Below are 22,903 nucleotides of genomic sequence, written 5' to 3'. Positions count from 1 at the left end.
GATTGTCAAAAAGGAAATATCGTGCGTTATCAAAAACTAAAATCAACTTCTGCAATTGCCACTGTGGCGTTGTTGCTCTCACCGCCCGCTTTTGCTGAAACAGCTGGAGCGTCCTCTGGCGAGGATGTCATTGTCGTCACGGCCGGACGGTCTGAACAGGCAATTTCACAAACCGGACAAAGCATATCCGTTCTTGATCAGGACCGGATCGAACAGCTTCAGAGTGTCACTGTCACCGATCTGCTTCGCATCGTGCCGGGTGTTACCATCAACAGCAATGGCGGCGTCGGGACGGTCAGTGCGGTTAATATTCGCGGGGGCAATTCCAGTCAGACCGTGGCCTTGATTGATGGCGTTAAAATCAACGATCCGGCGTCTCCAGGTGGCGGCTTTGACTTCGGAAATTTGCTGACCGGGAATATCTCCCGCATCGAAGTGTTGCGCGGTTCGCAATCGGTGATCTGGGGTAGTCAGGCGATTGGTGGTGTGGTCAATATCATTACCCGTGAACCTACCGAGGAACTCGAAATCAATGCGCGCGGCGAGTATGGATCGCGTGACACGGCGCAGCTGGTGGGCAATATCTCGGGTGCTGTTGGACCGGTCGCGGCCACCTTTGGTGCAGGCTATTTTACGACCGACGGATTCTCTGCCTTCAATACCGAGCGCGGCGGCGTTGAGCGTGATGGCTATCGAAATTTCGGCGCAAATGGTAAGGTAAAAATCACCTTCAACGACGAAATTTCAGTCGATCTGCGCGGTTACTATTCCGATGGCAAAACCGATATCGATGGATTTACACCAACTTTTCAATTTGGTGATACGCCCGAAACTAGCGAGACAGACGAATTTGTGGGCTATGCCGGATTGAATGTCGCGTTGTTCGATGGCCGGTTTAGAAATCGATTTGCGTTCGCTTACACAAATGTTCGGCGTGATAATTTCAATCTCGATTTTCAGACATTTGAATCTCGCGGCGAGAATGAACGGGTTGAATATCAAGGCATTCTCGACATTTCCGAGATGTTCGGAGCGACCTTTGGTGCGGAAGCGGAAAGATCAAGCTTTAGCGCCACCAGCTTTGGTTCTGTGACACCCGAACAGGATGCGACTTTGACCAGCTTCTATGGGCAATTGCGCATAACCCCTCTGGATGGTCTGACCGCTAGTGCCGGCCTGCGTTATGACGATCATAATAGTTTTGGCGGCGAAACGACTTTCGCTGGTGATGTGGTTTACAGCCCTAATGAGGGCGACACGACCTTTCGTGCCAGCTATGGAGAGGGCTTTATCGTACCATCCCTGTTCCAGCTGTTCAGCGATTTTGGTAACGCGGTTTTGCAACCGGAAACCTCGAAGAGTTGGGATGCCGGTATCACTCAGCTCTTGGTCGATGGCAAGCTGGAGCTGAGCGCAACCATATTTCGGCGCAACAGCAGGAACCTGATCGACTTTATCAGCTGCCCGATCCAAGCCGGTATTTGTAACGACCGGCCCTTCGGCACTTACGACAATGTCGGACGGGCACGAGCACAAGGTGTTGAATTGGGTGTGACTATACGGCCAGTTGAAGAACTGACGATTGCGACCAACTACAGCCTGATAGATGCCGAGAACCGCGACACCAACCGGCCATTGGCACGGCGCCCGCGGCATAGCGTCAACACATCGGTGGACTATGATTGGTCCTTTGGTCTGCAAACCGGCGCGACGATTGCGCATGTCAGTTCCAATCTCGATAATGCGTTCACCACCGTCCCGACACCGGGCTATGTGCTTGTCGATCTGCGTGCCGCCATGCCGATCACTGACAATATAGAGATTTACGGTCGGGTCGAAAATCTGTTTGATGAGGAATATGAAACGATATTCCAGTTCGGTACAGCCGGTCGCTCGGCCTTTGCCGGTGTCAGGCTGCGTTACTGACATGAAGCAAGCAGCCGCCAGGTCTTCCTATCTAGTCATGCGAGCCATGGCTGGAGGATGTCTGGCGGCTGCTGCACTTATGTTCTGGCCCTCAACTCTGGCGGATGCCGAAGTGATCGCTCGGGGTGCCAAAGTGGCCTTGCCCGAACAGCCGAAACGGATTGTCTCGATCAACCCGTGCGCCGATGCCTTGCTCATGCAATTGGCAGAGGCTCGGAATATCAGGGCCATCAGCCATTATTCACATGACAAGCGAGCGACTTCTATTCCGTTGACACAGGCGTTGAAGTTCAAGGCGACGTCCGGCACGGCCGAAGAAATTATCGCAATGCGTCCCGATCTGGTGGTGGCAAGTTCTATTGTCGCGCCGCAAACGGAACGCGCCCTGGACCGGCTCGGCATTGCGTTGATCAAACTGTCCATTCCGCAAAGCGTGGCAGAGAGTCAGCAGCAAATTGCCGAGCTAGCCACCATAGTCGGTTCCCCTGATCGCGGCATGCAACTGAACCAGCGGATTTCAGCAGCATTCGAAAAGGCAAAGCCGCAAGACAACAGGCCTGTTCCGGCCCTGATCTGGCGCAGCGGAGGGCTGGTGCCAGGTGGTGGGACTTTACCTGACGAGTTGCTGCGCCGCACTGGTTTTGAAAACCGGAGCCATACATACGGGCTAAAACAATGGGACATCCTGCCTCTGGAGCATCTTGTTGCCCGGCCGCCACGCCTGTTATTCTCGGATGCCGGTGGTGGCAAAGAGGCGCGTTCGCGGGATCGGATGCTGTCTCATCCGGTATTGAAACGCCTTTCCCACCGGATCACCATATCGGATTATCCCGCGCGTTTGCTCAACTGCGCGGGGCCGACGCTAATCGAAGCGGTGGCCGTTTTGTCTGCCGCACGGCGCAAGCTTGGACCGCCCTCATGACTGGCTTGCGGCTCAATATCTTGCTTTTTGTCAGCCTTGTCCTGGCGATCATCTTGTCGTTGGCGGCTGGCAAAGTCTGGGTTGATCCTTCCGCTTGGTGGGGCGATGATCTTGGCGCCCTGATCATCATGGAACTGCGCCTGCCGCGCACTTTGTTGGGCGCGGCTATCGGTGCCGCCCTCGGCATGGCAGGTGCCACCATGCAAGGATATTTGCGCAATCCGCTTGCCGATCCCGGAGTTTTCGGTGTTTCAAGCTCCGCAGCACTGGGTGCGGTATCCTCCCTCTATTTCGGATATGCGGCTGCGGCGTGGTTGTTACCGGCCTTTGCCATGGCCGGTGCGGGTATAGGCATGGCGCTACTGGCTCTGCTGGCTGGGCGATCAGGCAGCTTGATCCTGTTCACGTTGGCCGGTGTTATTCTCTCCAGTCTTGCCGGCTCTCTGACATCATTGATGATCAGCCTGGCGCCAACCCCTTTTGCGACCACCGAGATCGTTACCTGGCTGATGGGCGCGCTGACAGATCGCAGCTGGGATGATGTCAAGTTGGCGGTACCCATTATCGCCTTGGGTATGCTGTTTTTGTTGGCCACCGGTCGGTCGCTGGATGCCCTTACTTTAGGTGAAGATGCAGCGCGATCGATGGGCGTCAATGTGCCGCGCCTACAATGGCTCGCCATCATTGGTGTCGGATTGACCGTCGGAGCATCGGTTGCGGCGGCGGGGATTATCGGCTTTGTCGGCCTGATTGTTCCGCATCTGGTGCGCCCCCTTGCCGGTCATCGGCCCTCAGCCGTATTGCTGCCATCGGCTCTTGCTGGGGCTCTGTTGCTCGTCTTGGCCGACAGTCTTGTGCGGATCTTGCCGACGGTCAGTGAATTGCGTCTGGGTATTGCGATGGCGCTTATTGGCGCACCCTTTTTCATGGCTCTGCTCTTCAAGATGCGCAGGGAGTTGGCCTGATGACCCTAAGCTTTCAAAACCTGTCTCTGGTCTTGCGCGAGCGAACCATCTTGAATGACATTAGCGGCCTGTTCCAATTGGGTCGCGTCACGGTCATACTGGGAGCAAACGGGGCGGGGAAAAGTAGCCTTTTGTCATGTCTGTCCGGTTTGCGGGACCCGCAAAGGGGGGCGATAACGCTGGACGAAAGGCCACTTGTCTCGGTGGATAGCAAGGAGCGCGGACGGCTAATCGGTCTGTTGCCTCAGCAGCCAGATATCCACTGGAACATCGATGTCAAAACACTGGTTGGACTGGGTCGCCTGCCTCACTCCGGCGGTTGGGGGATGAGCAGTGCTGACCATCAGGCCATAGAGAAGGCGATGGTTGCAACAGATTGCGAAGGTCTTGCCAATCGCAAGGCAATGCGCTTGTCTGGCGGGGAACAGGGTCGGGTGCTGCTGGCGCGTGTATTGGCGGGAGAGCCAAAATGGTTGCTCGCAGACGAGCCATTGGCGAGTCTGGATCCCGCCCATCAATTTGATGTTTTGGAACGCCTCAAAAACTATGCTGCGGCCGGGAACGGCGTTATTGTCGTTTTGCATGACCTGACCCAGACCGCTCGATTTGCCGATGATGTCATGGTTATGAAAGATGGTGCGATCATCGCTGCCGGACCGGGTGACCAGGTGATGACGGCGCCGATCATGGCACAGGCTTACGGTGTTGAAGTCCAGATCGGCACCAGCGATGCGGGCGATCCTCTGGTGGTCCCGGTGCGCCGCCTTCCATAATCTAAACGGTCACTACCCAAACATATCGAATCTCTTGCCAATCATACCGAATCTTTTGGTTGAACGGTTGGCTGCCGCACTCTGCTCACTCGCAATATCTGCGCGCACCAGATCCGTCTTTTTCGCCGTAACCGTGGCACGTTACTTGCCTTGAATCCTTAAAATTCACTTTCCGTTTGACAGTTCCATATGGCGCAACCTAGATAGTAATGCGAATCATTTGCATTATCAATACGAGTTGAGGGAACTCTCTATGAAATCACTACTGTGCTGGCGCAAGCCGGTCCTGACTTCGAGTCTGCTTGCGCTTTGCATGTCACAAACGGCCTATGCGGCCGACGAAGTTGACGAGTCCTTCGACGAAGAAGAAGGCATTACCGTTACGGCAACACGGGCACCAATTGCGATTGAGGACGCTCCCGTGACCGTAACCGTGATTGATGGTGAGCGCATCGCAGATGAACTGGCGACCGATGTTCGTGATATCATCCGCTTTGAACCCGGAATCTCGGTACGCCGCGCGCCCGCTCGCTTCGGGGCAGCTCTTGGAACCACGGGACGGGCCGGAAATGAAGATTTCAATATCCGCGGTATTGGCGGTAACCGTGTTCTTATTCAGGTTGATGGTATTCGGTCTCCACAGGGTTTCAGCTTTGGCGCGCAGGATGTCGGGCGCGGTAATGCGACGGATATCGGTCTGATCAAATCCGTGGAAATCCTTCGCGGCCCCGCCTCGGCCCTATATGGCAGTGATGGTCTGTCCGGCGCGGTGAGCTTTACAACCTCCGATCCGGTTGATTTCATACAGGATGGCAATAATGTCGGCGGCTTCGCACGCGCTCAATTCAGCTCCGCTGACAATGAATTTTCCGAAACCGTTGCTATTGCTGGTCAGCTTGGAAATCTTTCGGCGATGCTTGCTTATTCCCGGCGTGATTTCGAAGAGCTGGATAATCAGGGCACGGTTGATTCCGAAGGGGCTTTGCGAACAACACCCAATCCCCAGGACGGAGAGTCTAACGCCTTCTTGGGAAAGCTGGTCTTCAACAGCGGCGATCACCGTGTCCGCCTGACCGGTGAATATTTGGAACGCGAGATTTTCTCTGACATACTCTCTGGACGGGGACCTGTTTTTCTGTTTCCGGGACCGCCAAGCTGGATCGTCGATGACTTGACTGCCGAAGATACAACGGAGCGGGTACGCGCCTCTCTTGATTGGACCTATGACGCCGGTGATGATGCCGCTGGTCTGATCAACTACGCGCATGTTGCCGCCTATTGGCAAGATGGAGAGGATGTCCAATTTTCGGATGAGGACAGATCGCCAACCGGTGCTCAGCCACGTCCGGATCGAGAGCGGCTGAACAGTTTCGAAAACCGGGTCTATGGTGTTGCTGCCGACTTCCGAACCAACTTTACGACCGGACCGATTACGCACACGCTGACCTATGGCGGTGATTACAATATCACCCGGCAGGAAGGCCTGCGGGATGGCGTGGAACCACCCTTTGGTGAAACATTCCCATCGCGTGCATTTCCGGTGACCGATTTTTCATTAGGCGGTTTGTTTGTTGGCAATGCGATGGAATTTGGTGACGGCACCTTCACTCTTTATCCCGCATTACGATTTGATTTCTATGATCTCGACCCGGAAGACGATCCGCTGTTGCCTAATTTTGTGCCAATCGGGCAAGACGGGTCAAAATTCTCCCCTAAGATTGGCGCGGTTTTAAAGCTGGGTAACGATGTTCGGCTATTTGGCAACTATGCACGCGGGTTTCGTGCTCCGACGCCCAGCCAGGCAAACAATTTTTTTGAGAATCTTGCTTTTGGATATACTTCCGCACCCAATCCCGATCTGAAACCGGAAACCAGCGAGAGCATCGAAGCGGGAATTCGTTACAATGCTGATGGCTTTGACCTCGGCCTGACAGCCTTCACCGCAAATTATGACGACTTCATTAGTCAGGAAGTCGTTTCCGGCTCATTCTCCCCTGCTGACCCGGCAGTGTTCCAGTTCGTCAATCTTAATAATGTCGACGTCCGCGGTATCGAGGCCCGCGCTTCCTACAAGGCTGCGAATGGTTTTCGCGCCCGGTTTGCAATTGCCTTTGCCGATGGAACCGTAGAAGCGCCAGATTCGACTGACATCTCATTGTCTACGATCGATCCGCTAAATGCCATATTGGGACTGGGCTATCGTGATCCGAACAATCGGTTCGGCGGCGAGGTGATCCTGTCCTACAATGCCCGTAAAGAAGCAAACGAGACTATTGGCATATGCACGGATGCATGTTTTCGGCCAGGTGAGTCAGCAATATTCGATGCGACAGCATTTTATCGGATTACCGAAAATGTCACGGTTCGTGCGGGTATCTTCAATATTACCGATAAAAAATATGCGCTGTGGAGCGACGTGAGAGGACTCGCGGCATCTTCCGATATCACGGACGCATTTACCCAGCCCGGACGCAACGCCAGCATTTCGATCAGCGCCAGTTTCTAGAAATCGCAGAGCACACACACAGAGAGATACAGGAGATCCACGATGAAACTTAGATATTATGCAGGTCTTTTGGCCTTCGCCATCACGCCAACCCAAGCATGGGCAATGCAGCCCGGTTCCAGTGAGACAATACCGATCAAAAAGGCTGCTTTTGAGAAAGACCGCGCCGATATTCTTGCCATGGCCGGGAATTACAAAGTGCGGTTCGATATGCAGGAAACCACCGCCTGGCAAAAAGGCTATGAACCGCTCGATCGCAAGATATCGGGTGGCAATGAAGTGGTGAAGGTAATCGAAGATACAGGTACAAAAATCATTCTTCAGCATTTGCTGGTCGTCGATATGGGTGACGGCAAGGACTTTATCGTCAAGCATTGGCGCCAGGACTGGGAATATGAACCGGAAAAGATACTGGTCTACTCCGATCGCAACCGCTGGAAACTGCAACCGGTGCCGACGGACCAGCGGGCCGGTAAATGGTCGCAGACCGTCTATCAGGTCGACGACAGTCCACGCTATGCCGGACTTGGCGCCTGGGAGACCGAAGCTGGCGTCAGGCGGTGGAGTTCCAACTGGACGTGGCGTCCGCTGGCCCGGCGCGATGCGGTGCGGAATACGGTCTATGACCGCTATTTTGCGATCAACCGCCATTCCCCGAAACCCGGCGGTTGGATCCACTTTCAGGATAACACGAAAATGGGACTGGTTGATGGCAAGCTCCAACCCATTGTTCAGGAATATGTGCTCAATAGCTACACCAAATTTGACGATTATAACGTCAAGGCAGCCGATGATTACTGGGCCAAGACCAAGGATTACTGGACGGCGGTACGCGCCTCATGGGATCAGGCCTTTGCTTCTCATCGCGGCGTGACAGTCGAAGAAGAAGCGCAGACTGGTACGGTTATCAGCGGCGAATTGCTCAGCATGGGGACGAAAATTGCGGATGGCGAGATGGATACGAAAAGCGCCACCGAGAAAGCCCGCAGCCTGATTGTCAATGCAACGAAGCCCGGTGCGGTGAGAACCGCGCAAAAATGAAAATAAATCTTGCAATTGCCAGCAAGTTTGGGGACATCGATCCCACTGTTTAAGGAACAATATATGCGATTTGGTATCTTCGGTTTGATTATTGCGGCACTGACCCTGTCCGCATGCGATGGCGGACCGTCTAGCGATGGCGCTGGGTCCGGTGACGATGAAGGAAAAATGCTGATCGTTTTTTCTTCGCGTCATTACGATTCTGATTATGCTTTGTACAAAGCCTTTGAAGAAGAGACCGGCATTGAAGTCCGCACAATTGAAGCCGACGGCGATTTGCTTGTCGAGCGTCTCAAGGCAGATGGCGAGCGCAGCCCGGCTGACGTGATTGTCACGGTCGATGCAGGCCGGCTCTGGCGAGCAGAGCAGGAAGCGCTTTTCGCGCCCCTAGAGTCAGAGAACCTCAATGAAACGGTTCCGGCCGCGATGCGTCATCCTGATGGCTTGTGGTATGGATTGGCCAAACGTGCCCGCGTCATTGTCTATGCCAAGGACCGGGTTAATGCGGATCAGCTCACCGGTTACGAAACGCTCGCCGACCCTGCTTTCAAAGGCAAGGTCTGCGCCCGTTCTTCCGGTAACATCTACAACATCTCCTTGCTTGCAGCGCTTGTCGATCGCTGGGGAACCGAAAAGGCTCAGTCCTGGGCGAGCGGCGTGGCGAGCAATTTTGCCCGTGATCCGCTGGGCGGCGATACTGATCAGATCAAGGCTGTGGCCGCTGGCGAATGTGACATTGCCCTGGTGAATCACTATTATTTTGCGCGCCTGATGAACGATGATGACGACAAGAAAATCGTCGAGAATCTTGCCGTATACTGGCCGAACAGTGAAGCGGGTGTCCATGTCAACGTATCGGGAGCTGGCGTCGCGAAACACGCGCCCAACCCCGACCTGGCCCGGCGCTTCATTGAATTTGCAATGACCCCGAAAGCGCAGCGCTTTTTTGCCGAACTGACCAACGAATATCCGGCGGTTCCATCGGTTGAATATGAAAATGCCGCGCTCGAAACACTGGGTGAATTTGAAGAAGATCCGATCAGCCTGTCAAAGCTGGGTGAGAATCAGGCGGAAGCACAACGGTTGTTTGACCGAGCCGGTTGGCCCTGACCCATCATTTGAACGCAATCGGGCATCATAACAAGCAAAGGTGGCGCGGGATCGGTCCCGCGCCATTTGGCGTTTTTGCGGCTTTGGTCTGCACGCTGCCGGTTGTGGCGCTGATCCCGATGGCGCTGACTGGCGGTGGTTCTCATATGGGCCATCTAATCGACACCCAGCTGGCCAGCTATGTCAGCAATTCTGCTGCGCTCGTTGTGATTACCGTCATCGGCACGATCTTGCTGGGGGTGCCAACCGCCTGGCTAACGACACGTTATGATTTTCCGGGCCGCAAACTGTTGCTGGTCGCGCTGCCTCTGTCTCTGGCGATGCCAAGCTATGTTTCTGCTTATGCCTGGATGTCGATGACCGCTGTTGGCGGGCCCGTCCATGACGCCACTGGTGGATTGTTCCCGACGGTTAGTGGTCTTTTGGGCGCTGGATTTATCTTCTCCATATCCTTTTATCCCTACACATATCTGCTGGCGCGACAGGCCTTTGAGAGCAACGGCACCAACAGTTTCGAAGCCGCGCGCACATTGGGCGCAGGGCCATGGCAAGCGTTCAGGAAAGTCACTCTGCCGCTCGCTCGTCCTGCAATTATGGCAGGCACCGCGCTAGTGGTCATGGAAACGCTCGCAGATTATGGCACTGTGGATTTCCTCGGCACACCAACCTTCACGGTTGGAATTTTGCGGTCATGGATTTCCTTTGGCGACCCAGAAGCTGCTGCGCGCCTGGCGCTCATATTGCTGATTGTCACATTATTCATTTTTGGTAGCGAAAGACTGGTTCGCCGCCGGTCTCGGGTCGCAGAGCTAGGTGGCCGCAACCGTCCGCAACACCGGGTTGCACTGTCACGTCCGGTTGCACTGTTCGTCTGCCTGTGCTGCGCCATCCCGGTTCTGCTCGGTTTGGTCGCTCCGGGCTTGCATCTCCTGACCCTGGCGTTGGAAACACAGCCGGTGCGTTCCCCCATTGATGCCTTTTGGGGCACGATAACCGTCGCCTCGCTATCCGCGCTCGTCGCTGCGTTTCTCGGACTGGGCGCTGCCTACGCGGCCCGCACGGGTGGATGGTTTGCCCAAGCCTCAGTTCGCGCTGCGCATGCCGGCTATGCGGTACCCGGTGCAGTGGCGGCTCTTGGTGTAATCGTCATTCTGGCCGCTATGCAGGATTTACTCGACAGCGTTTCACCCCTTGCTGCACCAAACATTGCGGGCGGGGGGCTGGTCGCATTGCTGTTCGCCTATCAGGCGCGATTTGCGGCTGCGGCTATAGGACCTTGCGAAAGTGCGCTGGTCCGGATTACGCCTAGCATGGATCAGGCGGCTCGCTCGCTTGGCGCCAATCGCTGGGCAGTCATCGGGCGCATCCATGTTCCGCTTGCTTTCAGCGGCATTGCAACAGCAGCATTACTCGTGTTTGTGGAAGTCATGAAGGAATTGCCCGCGACAATGATATTGCGACCGTTGGATTTTGAGACACTTGCGGTGAGTGCGCATCACTATGCGTCTGATGAGCGGCTGGCACAGGCAGCCTTGCCGTCCCTGATGCTGGTCGGATTGGGCCTGCCGATCATGATCTTGGTGAGTTGGCTGGTGTCGCGGCGGCAAGCAGAAAGCAGCGCACCATGACCGATGTTGTAATGAAGGCGCGTGCGCTGACAAAATCCTGGCGGGGTCGGCGCGTACTCGATTCTGTCGACATGGATCTCAAGCGCGGGACGATTACGGCGGTCCTCGGTCCGTCGGGAGCAGGCAAGTCAACATTGCTGCGCGTTTTTGCCGGCCTTGAGGACGTCGATGCCGGTATCGTGACAAGTCCGGACCAAAAGCTGACCGAAGGCCAGGTGATCATTCCACCAGAGCAGCGTAGTGTCGGACTGGTATTTCAGGATTTCTCGCTTTTTCCGCATTTGACGGCGCTTGATAATGTCATGTTCGGCTTGCGTAGCGGCACGGCCGCGACGCGCCGCGAAACAGCAATGGACCGGCTGGCAGCGGTACAGATGGATGACAAGGCCAAGGCTTATCCGCACACATTGTCTGGCGGCGAGCAACAGCGGGTAGCGTTGGCCCGCGCGCTCGCTCCCGAGCCAGAGATCGTGCTTCTTGATGAGGCTTTTTCTGGTCTTGATTCCCGGCTGCGCGCGGATTTGCGCGACATGGCGGTGCGCGAACTGAAGAAATCCGGGGCTGCGGTTCTGGTGGTTACTCATGATGCGGAAGAAGCGCTTTTCATGGCGGATGAGCTGGCCTTGATGGTCGACGGCGCTGTGATCCAGTCTGGCAAACCTTCAGAAGTCTATCTGAAGCCGCAGTCGTTGACCGGTGCGCGCTTGCTTGGTGAAGTGAATGAATGGTCAGGCCCGGTTGCGGAGGGTGTTCTTCACACGCCATTTGGCGCGGTAAAGGCGGATGGATTTGCCGATGGTACGGATGCAACGCTTTTGGTGCGACCCGAGGGCGTGGTCTTGGAACAAAAGCCAGACGGACCTTTTGCGATTGTGCAGTCCCATCCACTGGGTGCGACCAATGCGGTCAGGGTCAGGGCATCATCCGGCGAATGCTGGGAGGCAAGAGCGCCCGCTTCTTCGCCTTTGGACCCCGCAAAAGCAGTGACCGTTACGCTGGACCCGGTGCTGACAACCATTGTGCAGGCGGAATAGCTGGCTACGCATGATCAGTGCAAATGACGCTAGTGAAAATCCCGTGATTTGGGAATGATGCGGACGTCTCTGGGGTGGCGATGAACACTATGGGGCAGGGGCTTGCGTACTTCATCTGCACGGGCCAGCGGCACATCCATGATATCATTGGACAGTCTTTGCAGTGCATCACTCCGGTCCGTCAGATGATCTGACACAACATGGATGACATCGGAGTCGCGCTGGATGATGCCGCGTATGTCTATCAACCGCGACTGCATGATGGCTTTGCGATATTCCTCCATCACATTCGGCCAGATCACCAGATTGGCGACACCGGTTTCATCTTCCAATGTGATGAAACACACGCCCTTGGCACTGCCCGGGCGCTGCCGGATCAAGACGAGGCCAGCAAGCGATACGCGTTGTCCGTTACGCATATGTTTGAGATCATCGCAGCTGGTATAGCCCTGGCGTGACATGCTTCGTCGTAAAAAGGCCATCGGATGGGCTTTAAGCGACAAGCGCAGGGTCTGGTAGTCGGCGACAACATGTTCGCACAGGGGCATCTGGGGCAAAGTGAAATCAATATCCGGACCTTCGTCGCGTTGATTATTGAACAGCGGCAAATCAGGTGCATCGCGCAATGCCCGGCTGTTCCAAAGTGCCTGGCGGCGATCCAGTCCGATCGACCGAAACGCATCAGCCGCGGCCAGCTTGCGCATGCTCCCGCTGTCCACATGCGCACGGGTCTTGACGTCCTGCATGTCCGTAAAGGGAGTGTGGCGAGGCTGTACGATGCGCTTCGCGACGGTCATGGCTATGCCGTCTACCTGTCGTAACCCAAGGCGGACGGCAAATATGCCCGGCGTAACCGGCTCCAGACTATTGTCCCAATCGCTATAATTTACGTCTGGCGGGCGCACTGCGACACCATGTTCTTTGGCATCGCGGACAATCTGTGCTGGTGCATAAAAACCCATAGGCTGGGAGTTCAGCAATGCGGTGCAGAAAACATCCGGGTAATGGCATTTGATCCAGCTCGAAATATAGACCAGCAGCGCAAAGCTGGCGGCATGGCTTTCGGGAAATCCATATTCCCCAAATCCTTTGATTTGATCGAAGCATCGCTGGGAGAATTCGGGATCATAGCCGCGCTCGACCATCCGTCCGACCATTTTGTCCTGCAGCGTTTCAATTGTCCCGCGCGATCGAAATGTCGCCATCGCCTTACGCAGCTCGTTCGCTTCAGCCGGACTGAACTTGGCGGCATCAATGGCGATTTTCATTGCCTGTTCCTGAAATATCGGCACGCCCAAGGTCCGGTGGAGGATATTCTTCAACTCATCAGGATCATATTGGGGGCCGGGGGACGGGTATATGATGCTTTCTTTCCCTGTACGTCTGCGCAGAAATGGATGGACCATATCGCCTTGAATTGGCCCCGGTCTGACAATCGCGACCTGAATGACCAGATCGTAAAATTCCCTTGGTTTCAGGCGTGGAAGCATGTTCATCTGGGCCCGGCTTTCGACCTGGAATGTCCCGACACTGTCCCCTTTACACAGCATATCATAAACGGCGATGTCATCTTGCGGAACGGTAGCCAGGTCAAATCGTTTGCCATGATGGGCTGCGATCAGGTCAAACGCCTTGCGGATACAGGTCAGCATCCCCAGTGCCAGGACATCGACTTTGAGGATACGCAGCTCATCAATATCGTCCTTGTCCCATTCGATGAAACTGCGGTCCTTCATCGCACCATTGCCGATGGGGATCGTGCGCGTCAGCGGGGTCTCCGTCAAAATGAAACCACCGACATGCTGTGAGAGATGGCGCGGCATCCCGATCATCTGGTCGGCCAGTTTGATCGTGCGGGCGATTAATGGATCGCGCAGATCCAGTCCGGCCTCAATCGCCTCCTTTGTCCCGACCTCACGGCCCCAACTGCCCCAGATGGTTTTGGCCAATGCCGTTGTGACATCCGGCGACAGACCCATGACCTTGCCAACTTCACGCACGGCCATGCGGGGGCGGTAGTGGATAACCGTTGCGCAAAGGCCGGCGCGGTCGCGACCGTATTTTTCATAGATATGCTGAATGACCTCTTCGCGGCGTTCATGTTCGAAATCGACGTCTATATCAGGTGGTTCGACACGTTCTTCGCTGATGAAACGTTCGAAAAGCAGATCATTTTTGCTGGGATCAACGGCAGTGATCCCCAAGACATAGCACACGGCCGAATTTGCCGCAGACCCGCGTCCCTGACACAATATGGGTGGGCTCACTTCATGACGGGCAAATTGGATGATGTCATGGATGGTCAGGAAATATTGCGCGATGTCGAGTTTCTCGATCAGTGCGAGTTCTTTTTCCAGAGTCATCTGTACCTTGTGCGGTGTCCCGTCCGGATAGCGGTCTTTGACCCCTTTCCAGGTCAACTCAGTCAGATATTCCTGTGGTGTGCGCCCTGCCGGGATTGTTTCTTGCGGATATTCGTAGGACAGCTGCCGCAGATCGAAGGTGCAGGCATCTGCCACATCGCGGGTCGCGCGGATGGCATGCGGCCATTCGGCAAACAGAGTCACCATCTGGTCCGGTGATTTCAAATGCCGCTCTGCGTTGGCATCAAGCATGAATCCAGCCTGGGTGATTGTGGTTTTATGCAGAATACATGTCAGGATATCCTGTAAAGGCCGGCGGTCAGGGGCATGATAATGGACATCATTGGTCGCAAGAATGGATAGGCCATTATCTTGCGCCACACGGTCCAGAAAGTTGATCCTTGCGCGATCATTGCTGCGGTAGAGATAGCTGACTGCGATGTGACGCAGGCTCGGTAAAACGCGGACCAGATCGGGCAAGCCGGCAGCAAAATATTCCATATTGTCGCCCGGTATCGCAATGAGTTGCACATTTTCTGCATGAGCGACCAGATCATCCAGTGAGATGTCGCAGGCGCCTTTTGCCTGCCATTCTCCTTCCGCATTGTGCATCTTGCCTTTGGACAGGAGCATGCACAGGTGTCCGTAAGCCTCTCTGTCACGAGGGTAGGCCAGAAACTCTTCACCGCCGATGAGCCGCAGGCGGCATCCGATGACAGGGCGTATATGTGCTTTCAGCGCTTCTGCATGAAGCCTTACGACGCCCGCCATGCTGTTGAGATCAGCAACGCCAAGAGCATCATAGCCCTGCTGCCATGCTGTCGAGACAAGATCGACAGCATCAGACGCTCCCCGCAGAAATGAAAAGCATGTCGTTACGCCCAGCTCGACATAAGGCGCAGCGGCGTTTCGCGTCAGGCCTTCTGCATCCAAGGTGCGCCTTGGACGTTGGTTGTCCATCTCGGGCATCAGGCAAACATCCCGTGCACGAACCAGCGCGGATCGCCACCGCGTCCATCATCATGCAGTCCTTCGCGATAGAGCCACAGACGTTTGCCGGACTGGTCCTCGATCTTGTAATAATCACGCAACCGTGTGCCCGCGCGGTCTGTCCACCATTCCGGGGCAATCCGTTCGGGGCCTGTATGGCGGACAACTTTATGGGTCTGTCTGCGCCATATAAACTGTGCGGGCGGACCTTCCGGCACAGCATAGACCACCCGCACCTCCTCTGGCAGTGACAGCAGCCGGATGGGGCGCTCTTCAGCGACGAGAGAGGTTCTGGACAATGGTTCATCATGCAGCGCGGCTGTTCTGATTTCTGCACGTTCCGGGATGTGACTTTCGTGCAGGACCGGCCGCCTGACAGCATGGGGGCCAAATTTCGCAGTGAGACGATCAATCAGGTGCGGCAAGGCAAGGTCATCCTCGGCCTTTCCGTCCAATTGATTCTGCACGCACGCAACGGGTTCCACTACGCTGGCTTCCAAGGTGATGAGATCAAAGCCAAAGCCAGGATTTATCCGTTCAAGCTTGTCATCAAAAAGCCGCTGCAAATGCCGGGCATCACGGGTCGGTGCAGATGTGGCTGCGGCAATGGTGCTGATCTCGCCGTCCGTCCGGTATACCGTCAGATGCAAGCGGCGACAGCCAAGATCCCGGCGCGTCAGCTGTACACATAAATCGACGCATAGGCCGGGCAAATGGTGGGTTGGATCCTGGATAGGGTCTGCCAGACGCACTTGCGCCTTGACCTTCGGCAGGGCTTCCACACTGGCCACGGGTTCCGCAAGATGCCCCATGGCCTGATCGAGGCGGAGCAACGGATTGCCATCCAGTGTGGCCCGTACAAATCGCCGTGTAAGGGAAAGGCGCGGTACCTTTGCCAAGGCCCCGATCGTCTTGAGCCCAAGGCGGTGCAGCAAGATCAGTGTCTCGGCATCAAGGCGCAAACCACTCACCGGCAAAGGCGCCAGCATCTCTGATATTTCGTCTTTCGGACAGATCGTCTTCACTTGACCATATCGGGCCAAAGCCCATGCCGCTCCCCATGTCGGTGCTATGGCAAGCCGCGTTGTCATTCCCAGCAAAGACAGGCGGGCCTCGATCTCGTCCAGCATCTGCGCTTCGCCGCCCCAAAGATGATCCGCGCCGGTGGTTTCCAGAATAAGACCATCCTTGCCATCCACGACAGTCCACGGGCACCAGCGACGGGCCCAGAGCATCAGCCGTTTCAGTGCCAGTATATCCCCTGCAATATCGGCATATTCAACACGCAGGTCAGAGCAGACCGCCTTGACGTCAACAAGCTTGGCACCTTCGGCTATGTTCGCAAGTCGTGCCGCCTGGTTTGTAGCATAGATGATGGCGCCATGCTGGGCTTCGGCGGCCAAAATGGTCGCGGCATCAGCGGGCGGTTTTTCTCCGCTCCGTTCCATCATCCTGGACCAGCGCTCCATCGCGAAATGGGGCAGAAAAATTGATATTATCCGCCGCCCGGTCATAGCTCGCCACCCATGTGCCAGGCGCTTGCGTGCGTGAGCGGAACAGCTCGACCTGCCAGCGCGGATCGCCGGGCGCTTGCGAGTCGTGGATATGGGGATGCGATGGCACAGAGGCGATGCGCCACCTGTTCCGCGCCGCGCTCAGATCGGGCGAGGCACCCCGGCGGATCAGCCAGCACGGAACCTTGTGACGCTCCGCTCTGAGTGCCAGCCGTTTGGTTGCCGTGAAGGTCAATGCGCGCGGATCGCCCCACAATTCTGCGACAATGGCGCCCAGAGACTGGCAGCGCAAGCCTTCTTCGGCAGCCCATAGAACATCGACAGGACGGTTCAGGTCGACCTGAATCATCGACCGGCCGGGCAAAGCAGGCAAATAAGGATGTCCGGATTCCATTTGTGACTGGCGGTCCTGAATCCAGAGAATCGCTCCGGATATGCGCCGCAATTCGGACAAGATAAATCCGACAGCTCCCGCATCGGACGCCGTGGCAGGAAATGCCTCCGACAGCATGTTTCCGCCACTTTTCACGGGTGCCCCCACCCGTTTTAAAGGCAATCTTGTAACGTTTCCAGTTTCGCACTGCACAGAGAATCCTAACTTATGTTCTCTATATGTTCTAATATGATTCGTATATTTTGCAACTGGAAGAGAAATAATATCCGCTAATTGCAGATGGATCGCCGCATATTCCAATGTCGGTTTCGCTCCGCAAAGCAGGGGCCAAGCGATGTCAGGCAACACCCGCAACGACAGTGTCATGATGGGAAGATTAAGCCAAAAGTACCGAGCAAACAGCCATGAAATGGCGCACCCGAGAGGATTCGAACCTCTGACCTCTGCCTTCGGAGGGCAGCGCTCTATCCAGCTGAGCTACGGGTGCTTGGTATCAGATACCGACAGAGCGCTTAGCAGCGGGCAGGCCGCTTTGCCAATCACTAATTTTGCAGAAACGGCGCTAACTTAGCTTTCGTTCTTTTCCGCCTTTTCGCGTTTGGTCTTGGTGATTTCCTGAAACCGTCCCAAACCACAAGCGCCGCGTGTGTCTATGCGTCCTGCCGTACTATCCAGCACACGGATAATATCGACATTGCACAACCGGTTGGTTGACGTGCGGTAGGAAAAGGCTTCTTCAAAGCGCAGGCCGCTGCATTTGTTCGGCAGATTGTTGCGATAAATGTCGCCGTTGCGCATTTTGAAGTCGATCGTCTTATCATCAATAACATCGGTTGAACGGATCTGTGACCGGTTGATGCAGCTTTTCGGCTCGCCGACTTTTTCGATAATATATTTATCGTCTTTCGAGCGTTTTTCGCCAGCATAGGCGACGCCAGTCGTCGCGATGGCGGCACCGATCAGGGCCGGAACTAACAGTTTCATAAGATCTCTCCTAATATTCAAAATTGACCCATCTCGAAAAAAATACGCCTCTTAGGGTTTCTGAAAGCTGAACGGCGATCCGAGCCTTTGGCGGGTCAGGGCGTTTGTATCAGGGAGCAGGTGTTTTCTTTTTGAACCGGCACAGGTCGGCGACCGGACAGCGCCAGCATTCCGGTTTGCGCGCCTTGCAGATATAGCGGCCGTGCAGGATCAACCAGTGATGGGCGTGGACACGAAACGGGCCGGGTGTTTGTTTCTCGAGCTTTTTCTCGACCGCCAATACGGTTTTTCCCGGTGCCAGTCCGGTGCGGTTTCCGACCCGGAAAATATGTGTATCGACGGCAAAGGTTTCCGCTCCAAAGGCGCAATTCATAACAACATTCGCGGTCTTTCTGCCCACACCAGGCAGCTTGGTCAGCTCATCGCGATCCGCGGGAACATCTCCATCATAATCGGAGATCAGCAATTCAGACAGAGCGATGACGTTCTTTGCCTTGGTATTATAAAGCCCGATAGTCTTGATATGCTCTTTCAGGCCATCAAGGCCGAGATCGACCATCTGTTGCGGCGTTTTAACTTGCTGGAAAAGCAGCCGTGTCGCCTTGTTCACGCCAATATCGGTGGATTGGGCGGACAGCGCTACGGCAACAACCAGCTGATAGACATTGCCGAAATTCAATTCTGTTTCGGGCGATGGATTGTCGGCTGCCAGCCGCGAATAAAATTCGAAAATATCGTCCTTTTTCATGTGCGTACACTCATTTCAGGCCGAGCATATCGGTCATGTCGTAGCGGCCTGGTTGCTGCTGGGTCAGCCATAGCGCTGCCTTGACCGCGCCGCGTGCAAAAATCATCCGGTTTTCGGCGCGGTGGCCCAATTCGATGCGTTCTTCATCCGTGGCCAAAATAACCTGATGGTCGCCGGCCACCGATCCGCCGCGCAGTGATGCAAAGCCGATCGCGCCTTTTTCCCGTGCGCCGGTCTGTCCATCCCGCCCGCGCTCGCTGCTGTCCTCGAGACGGATTCCGCGCCCCTGTGCAGCGGCTTCGCCCAACAAAATGGCGGTGCCGGACGGCGCATCGACTTTATGCCGGTGGTGCATTTCAACAATTTCAATATCCCAGTCATCACCAAGGCGCGCCGCGGCTTCCTTTACCAGCGCCGCCAGCATGTTCACGCCCAGCGATGTGTTGCCGGTCTGCAGTACCGGAATAGTCTTTGCGGCGGCATCGATCGACAAATGATGGGCGGGTTCAAGTCCGGTGGTGCCGACGAGCAGCGGCTTGCCGGCTTCGGCGCATGAATCGAGCCGCTGACTCAGCTCATCTGGCATGGAAAAATCAACCAGCACGTCGCTCTTGGCAAGCAATTCGGCAAAATCATCGTCCTGATCCACGCCGCCTGCATGGTGCAGTTCCTGCTGTTCGCCAATAGCGTTGACCAGCGCGTGACCCATGCGGCCTTTGCTTCCGATTATCCCGATTGATGTCATGTTTCCCTATCCCCAGGCTTGCATTATTGGGCTGAAGCTGCTGGCATAGCGTTATGCGCGAAATAAACAATATTGTCATTCTAACCGGTGCGGGGATTAGCGCGGAAAGCGGCGTTGCAACCTTTCGCGGGCCTGATGGTCTGTGGGAAGGGCACCGGGTGGAGGATGTCGCGACGCCAGAAGCATTTCAGCGGGACCCGGCACTGGTTCAGAAATTTTATGATGAACGACGCGGCACTTTGCAGACCGTCCATCCCAATGCGGCGCATAAGGCGCTGGCCAGACTGGATGCGAGATGGGGTGGCGATCTTTTGGTGGTGACACAAAATGTCGATGACCTGCATGACCGGGCCGGATCACAGCGGCTGGTTCACATGCATGGCGAGCTTTTGAGCGGATTATGTCTGGCCTGTGGCGAGCGCTCTGCGGTGACCGAAAATCTGTCCAGCGGCCCGGCCTGTCCCCATTGTGAACAGATCGCGCTGCGGCCCGATATCGTCTGGTTTGGCGAAATGCCCTATCAGATGGAGCGGATCGAGCTGGCTTTGGCGCAGTGCGATTTGTTCGTTTCCATCGGTACCTCTGGTGCGGTCTATCCGGCGGCCGGGTTTGTCCGGTCAGCGCAGCATTACGGGGCCAAGACGCTGGAGATGAATCTGGATCCGTCTGACGGCAGCCTCTATTTCGATGAAAGCCGCATGGGCAAGGCCGGAGATCTGGTCCCCGCATGGGTTGAGGATATATTGACCAATGAGTGAGATGAAGGGCCAATGCCATTGCGGCGCAGTGCAGATCACGGTTCCGGCACCACCCGAAGAGACATTGCAGTGCAATTGTTCCTTGTGCCGGAAAACGGGTTGGCGAGGCGGTTACTGGAATCCGGATGTTGTGACTATCGATGCGCAGCCGGAAATGCTGAACAGCTATGTGCAGGGCGACAAGATGATCACTTTGTGGAATTGCAAGCATTGCGGATCGCATACCCATTGGACACCGCGCACGGCACCGCCGGATCGCATGGCGGTGAATATGCGCATATTTGATCCGGTTGACTGGCAGCACTTGCCCGTGCGGGAAGTGGATGGGGCCAGTCTTTAGATCGGCATGCTAGTTTAGCAGATTAACCGTCACAAAAAGATAGATCACCCAAAGTGCCATTGCGAGGATGGACAATGTGGAACATGTAACGCCGAGCTGGCGAAACCGGACCGTCTTGTCGGCAAAATGTTGATACATGCCATATATATGGATCATCCGTCCGATCAGAAACAGCGCCGCCAATCCGGTCAGAGTCCAGTGGTGGGCGTTGGTCATTTCGAGCAAGGCGAGCAGCAAGATCGCTATCGGCGCATTTTCGACCAGGTTGGAATGACAACCGCGCACCATGTCCATTTTCGGATCGCTGCCGGTGCCGAAACTGGTCTCGGTGCGCAGCCTTTGACCGATGACCTTAAATATCAGAAATATCATCAGCAAGGCGCAGATGGCGGCGGTTAAGGCGGTTACTGGTAATGTCATATACTTGTCTCCCCTGTTGTCAGCGACAATTGCGCAATATCGGGAGAAAGGCAATTGGCTGCCCCGCTACTAGCTCTCTGCAGGTTCTCCGCAGCTTTTGCATTCGGGGTCCTTGGGCAGATTGAGACTGCGCATCGAAGGCTTGAGGCCGTCGAACAGTTGCAGCTTGCCCGCTGGATCATCACCAAAGCCAGTAACCACGCGGATCGCTTCCATGGCGGCAAAGCTACCCATCAGTCCCACCATGGCCCCGAGCACGCCAACTTCCGAACAATTGTCGCAATTATCCGGATCGAGTGCATCGCCGACAAAGCAGCGATAGCAGGGCTTGTCTGTTTCCCAGCCGCGAAAAACACCAAGCTGCCCCTGAAACTGGCCGATCGCCGCCGATACCAGCGGAACTTGGTGCGCAAGCGAATAGTCAGATACGAGCAGCCGGGTCTGATAATTGTCCGAACCATCGAGGATCACGTCAAATTGCGCAAAAAATGCTGCAGCATCGCCGGAAAAATGCTGCGCGGTAAGCCTTTGATTAACCACGTTTATTGTGACATCCGGGTTGATCCCCTGCGCGGCCCTTTTGGCAACATCAACTTTCGGTTTTCCAACATCATCCGTCGAAAAAAGAACCTGTCGCTGAAGGTTGGACAAGGACACGACATCATCATCAACTATCGTCAGTGCACCGATTCCGGCGGCTGCCAGATATTGGATCGCCGGACAGCCAATACCACCGGCACCAATGATTAGCGCATGGGCATCAAGAATTTTCTTCTGACCAATGCCACCAATATCTCTCAGGACGATATGGCGCGCATATCGATCAAGCTGGTCGTCGGTTAGCGCGCTCATTCAGGCCAGCGAAAATGCATCGCTGTTTTATACCAGGTGTTCTTTCTGCCATTTGATATCGGGCCGGCTTTGCTGCCATATTTGTTGAGATGTTTGACCATATAGGTTTCCAATTCCCGGCATCCGCTTTCCACCGGAACAACTTTGGCTAGCTTGCCATTAGGAGTGACCAATATTGCCGCTTCGATCCTGGCATGAACCCATTGCTCAGCGGTCGGCAGTTTGCATTTTGCTTTCTTGGCTGCACGTTCCGCTGCCAGTTCATGACGCGCCGCATAGTAGATTGGCTTGGTAAATTGCGCCGTTTCCAAAGCGGAATAATCCGTTGGCATGGCAGAGGCAATATCACCATTTTGCGTAGTGGTGCTGGCGAGAGCCATGGCAAGAAGAAGGTCAATCATAGGTCATTCCTTTCTAAGAGCTTTCCAATTCGAATTTATATACCGGTGGAACCAAAACCACCAGAACCTCGTGTAGTTTTATCTAAATCAGCTACTTCCACGAGATTTCCGCGTTGCACAGGCGCCACAATAATCTGAGCAATTCGGTCGCCACGCTTGATGACAAAGTCCTCTTCGCCAAGGTTGGCAAGGATCACCTTTATCTCGCCGCGGTAGTCGCTGTCGATCGTTCCGGGTGTATTGAGCACGGAAATCCCCTGCTTCAGCGCCAAACCAGATCGTGGGCGCACCTGCACTTCATAGCCTTCCGGAATGGCGAAAGCGAAACCGGTGCCGACCAGACCACGCTTTCCAGGTGCTATAGAAGTCGCTTCGGCTGCGCGGACGTCCATGCCAGCAGAGCCGCTGGTCTCGTAACCTGGCAAGGGCAAGTCGCCAGCCCCATCCAGCCGTTTCACGGCTATCTCAATCGGTTCAAACATTCGTCCC

At 55.4% G+C, this 22,903-nt stretch carries 21 protein-coding genes and 1 tRNA gene; 11 read left to right on the top strand and 11 right to left on the bottom strand.

From position 1 onward, the window contains the following. Positions 1-21 precede the first annotated feature (21 nt). The 9 genes from DG177_RS09370 to DG177_RS09330 all read left to right on the top strand — a co-directional run bounded on the left by DG177_RS09370 (position 22) and on the right by DG177_RS09330 (position 11,905). Complete coding sequence (locus DG177_RS09370; protein WP_337658688.1) at positions 22-1,926, top strand: TonB-dependent receptor plug domain-containing protein; 1,905 nt, start codon at positions 22-24, stop codon at positions 1,924-1,926. Next, positions 1,859-2,848, top strand: a complete 990-nt coding sequence (locus DG177_RS09365) for an ABC transporter substrate-binding protein (protein ID WP_337658687.1) — start codon at positions 1,859-1,861, stop codon at positions 2,846-2,848. The genes DG177_RS09370 and DG177_RS09365 overlap by 68 nt, the downstream gene beginning before the upstream one ends. Beyond that, positions 2,845-3,813, top strand: a complete 969-nt coding sequence (locus DG177_RS09360) for an iron chelate uptake ABC transporter family permease subunit (protein ID WP_108811227.1) — start codon at positions 2,845-2,847, stop codon at positions 3,811-3,813. Before DG177_RS09365 ends, DG177_RS09360 begins: the two co-directional genes overlap by 4 nt. Next, a complete protein-coding gene (locus DG177_RS09355) occupies positions 3,813-4,586 on the top strand; it encodes an ABC transporter ATP-binding protein (RefSeq protein ID WP_337658686.1) in 774 nt (257 codons plus the stop codon). Before DG177_RS09360 ends, DG177_RS09355 begins: the two co-directional genes overlap by 1 nt. A 253-nt stretch (positions 4,587-4,839) precedes the next feature. Then, positions 4,840-7,092, top strand: a complete 2,253-nt coding sequence (locus DG177_RS09350; protein ID WP_108811225.1) for a TonB-dependent hemoglobin/transferrin/lactoferrin family receptor — start codon at positions 4,840-4,842, stop codon at positions 7,090-7,092. Between the two features lie 42 nt (positions 7,093-7,134). Further along, complete coding sequence (locus tag DG177_RS09345; RefSeq protein WP_108811224.1) at positions 7,135-8,133, top strand: DUF6607 family protein; 999 nt, start codon at positions 7,135-7,137, stop codon at positions 8,131-8,133. Positions 8,134-8,196: 63 nt separating this feature from the next. Beyond that, entirely contained in the window at positions 8,197-9,243 is a 1,047-nt protein-coding gene (locus tag DG177_RS09340) for an extracellular solute-binding protein (RefSeq protein ID WP_108811223.1), read from the top strand. Continuing rightward, the gene (locus DG177_RS09335) at positions 9,234-10,871 is read left to right on the top strand and encodes an ABC transporter permease subunit (RefSeq protein ID WP_108811222.1); all 1,638 of its coding nucleotides are present in this window, start codon (positions 9,234-9,236) and stop codon (positions 10,869-10,871) included. The genes DG177_RS09340 and DG177_RS09335 overlap by 10 nt, the downstream gene beginning before the upstream one ends. Next, positions 10,868-11,905: an ATP-binding cassette domain-containing protein gene (locus DG177_RS09330; RefSeq protein WP_108811221.1), complete on the top strand. Its 1,038-nt coding sequence runs from the start codon at positions 10,868-10,870 to the stop codon at positions 11,903-11,905. The genes DG177_RS09335 and DG177_RS09330 overlap by 4 nt, the downstream gene beginning before the upstream one ends. Before the next feature lie 29 nt (positions 11,906-11,934). Here DG177_RS09330 and DG177_RS09325 read toward each other — a convergent pair whose 3' ends face one another. The 7 genes from DG177_RS09325 to dapB form a co-directional block, all read right to left on the bottom strand. Continuing rightward, positions 11,935-15,237: an error-prone DNA polymerase gene (locus DG177_RS09325; protein ID WP_108811220.1), complete on the bottom strand. Its 3,303-nt coding sequence runs from the start codon at positions 15,235-15,237 to the stop codon at positions 11,935-11,937. Further along, on the bottom strand, positions 15,237-16,709 hold the full coding sequence (locus tag DG177_RS09320) for a Y-family DNA polymerase (protein WP_337658685.1): 1,473 nt from the start codon (positions 16,707-16,709) through the stop codon (positions 15,237-15,239). The genes DG177_RS09325 and DG177_RS09320 overlap by 1 nt, the downstream gene beginning before the upstream one ends. Continuing rightward, entirely contained in the window at positions 16,675-17,301 is a 627-nt protein-coding gene (locus DG177_RS09315; protein ID WP_337658684.1) for an ImuA family protein, read from the bottom strand. Before DG177_RS09315 ends, DG177_RS09320 begins: the two co-directional genes overlap by 35 nt. A gap of 275 nt (positions 17,302-17,576) precedes the next feature. Continuing rightward, positions 17,577-17,653, bottom strand: a tRNA-Arg gene (locus DG177_RS09310). 80 nt (positions 17,654-17,733) lie between these two features. Further along, positions 17,734-18,150 carry a hypothetical protein gene (locus tag DG177_RS09305; RefSeq protein WP_108811218.1) on the bottom strand — a complete coding sequence of 139 codons (417 nt, stop codon included), beginning with the start codon at positions 18,148-18,150 and terminating at the stop codon, positions 17,734-17,736. A 109-nt stretch (positions 18,151-18,259) separates the two neighbouring features. Continuing rightward, the gene (nth, locus tag DG177_RS09300) at positions 18,260-18,898 is read right to left on the bottom strand and encodes an endonuclease III (RefSeq protein ID WP_108811217.1); all 639 of its coding nucleotides are present in this window, start codon (positions 18,896-18,898) and stop codon (positions 18,260-18,262) included. A 10-nt stretch (positions 18,899-18,908) separates the two neighbouring features. Beyond that, entirely contained in the window at positions 18,909-19,643 is a 735-nt protein-coding gene (gene dapB / locus DG177_RS09295; RefSeq protein WP_108811216.1) for a 4-hydroxy-tetrahydrodipicolinate reductase, read from the bottom strand. A 53-nt stretch (positions 19,644-19,696) separates the two neighbouring features. On the opposite strand from dapB, the gene DG177_RS09290 reads away from it, so the two are divergent. Then, entirely contained in the window at positions 19,697-20,401 is a 705-nt protein-coding gene (locus tag DG177_RS09290; RefSeq protein WP_108811215.1) for a Sir2 family NAD-dependent protein deacetylase, read from the top strand. Beyond that, positions 20,394-20,741 carry a GFA family protein gene (locus DG177_RS09285; RefSeq protein ID WP_108811214.1) on the top strand — a complete coding sequence of 116 codons (348 nt, stop codon included), beginning with the start codon at positions 20,394-20,396 and terminating at the stop codon, positions 20,739-20,741. The genes DG177_RS09290 and DG177_RS09285 overlap by 8 nt, the downstream gene beginning before the upstream one ends. Before the next feature lie 9 nt (positions 20,742-20,750). Here DG177_RS09285 and DG177_RS09280 read toward each other — a convergent pair whose 3' ends face one another. The 4 genes from DG177_RS09280 to dut form a co-directional block, all read right to left on the bottom strand. Continuing rightward, on the bottom strand, positions 20,751-21,161 hold the full coding sequence (locus DG177_RS09280) for an MAPEG family protein (RefSeq protein WP_108811213.1): 411 nt from the start codon (positions 21,159-21,161) through the stop codon (positions 20,751-20,753). Between the two features lie 69 nt (positions 21,162-21,230). Then, the gene (locus DG177_RS09275; protein ID WP_108811212.1) at positions 21,231-22,013 is read right to left on the bottom strand and encodes a molybdopterin-synthase adenylyltransferase MoeB; all 783 of its coding nucleotides are present in this window, start codon (positions 22,011-22,013) and stop codon (positions 21,231-21,233) included. Then, positions 22,010-22,414 (bottom strand): hypothetical protein, encoded by a 405-nt coding sequence (locus DG177_RS09270; RefSeq protein ID WP_108811211.1) that lies wholly within the window; start codon positions 22,412-22,414, stop codon positions 22,010-22,012. The genes DG177_RS09275 and DG177_RS09270 overlap by 4 nt, the downstream gene beginning before the upstream one ends. Before the next feature lie 35 nt (positions 22,415-22,449). Further along, the gene (gene dut / locus DG177_RS09265; RefSeq protein ID WP_108811210.1) at positions 22,450-22,896 is read right to left on the bottom strand and encodes a dUTP diphosphatase; all 447 of its coding nucleotides are present in this window, start codon (positions 22,894-22,896) and stop codon (positions 22,450-22,452) included. Positions 22,897-22,903: the final 7 nt, after the last annotated feature.

Origin of the sequence: Sphingorhabdus sp. Alg231-15, assembly GCF_900149705.1 — a bacterium.
Classification (GTDB): Bacteria; Pseudomonadota; Alphaproteobacteria; order Sphingomonadales; family Sphingomonadaceae; genus Parasphingorhabdus.
Note: the sequence above shows the minus strand (reverse complement) of the source record. Positions and strands in the feature narration are given on the sequence as shown.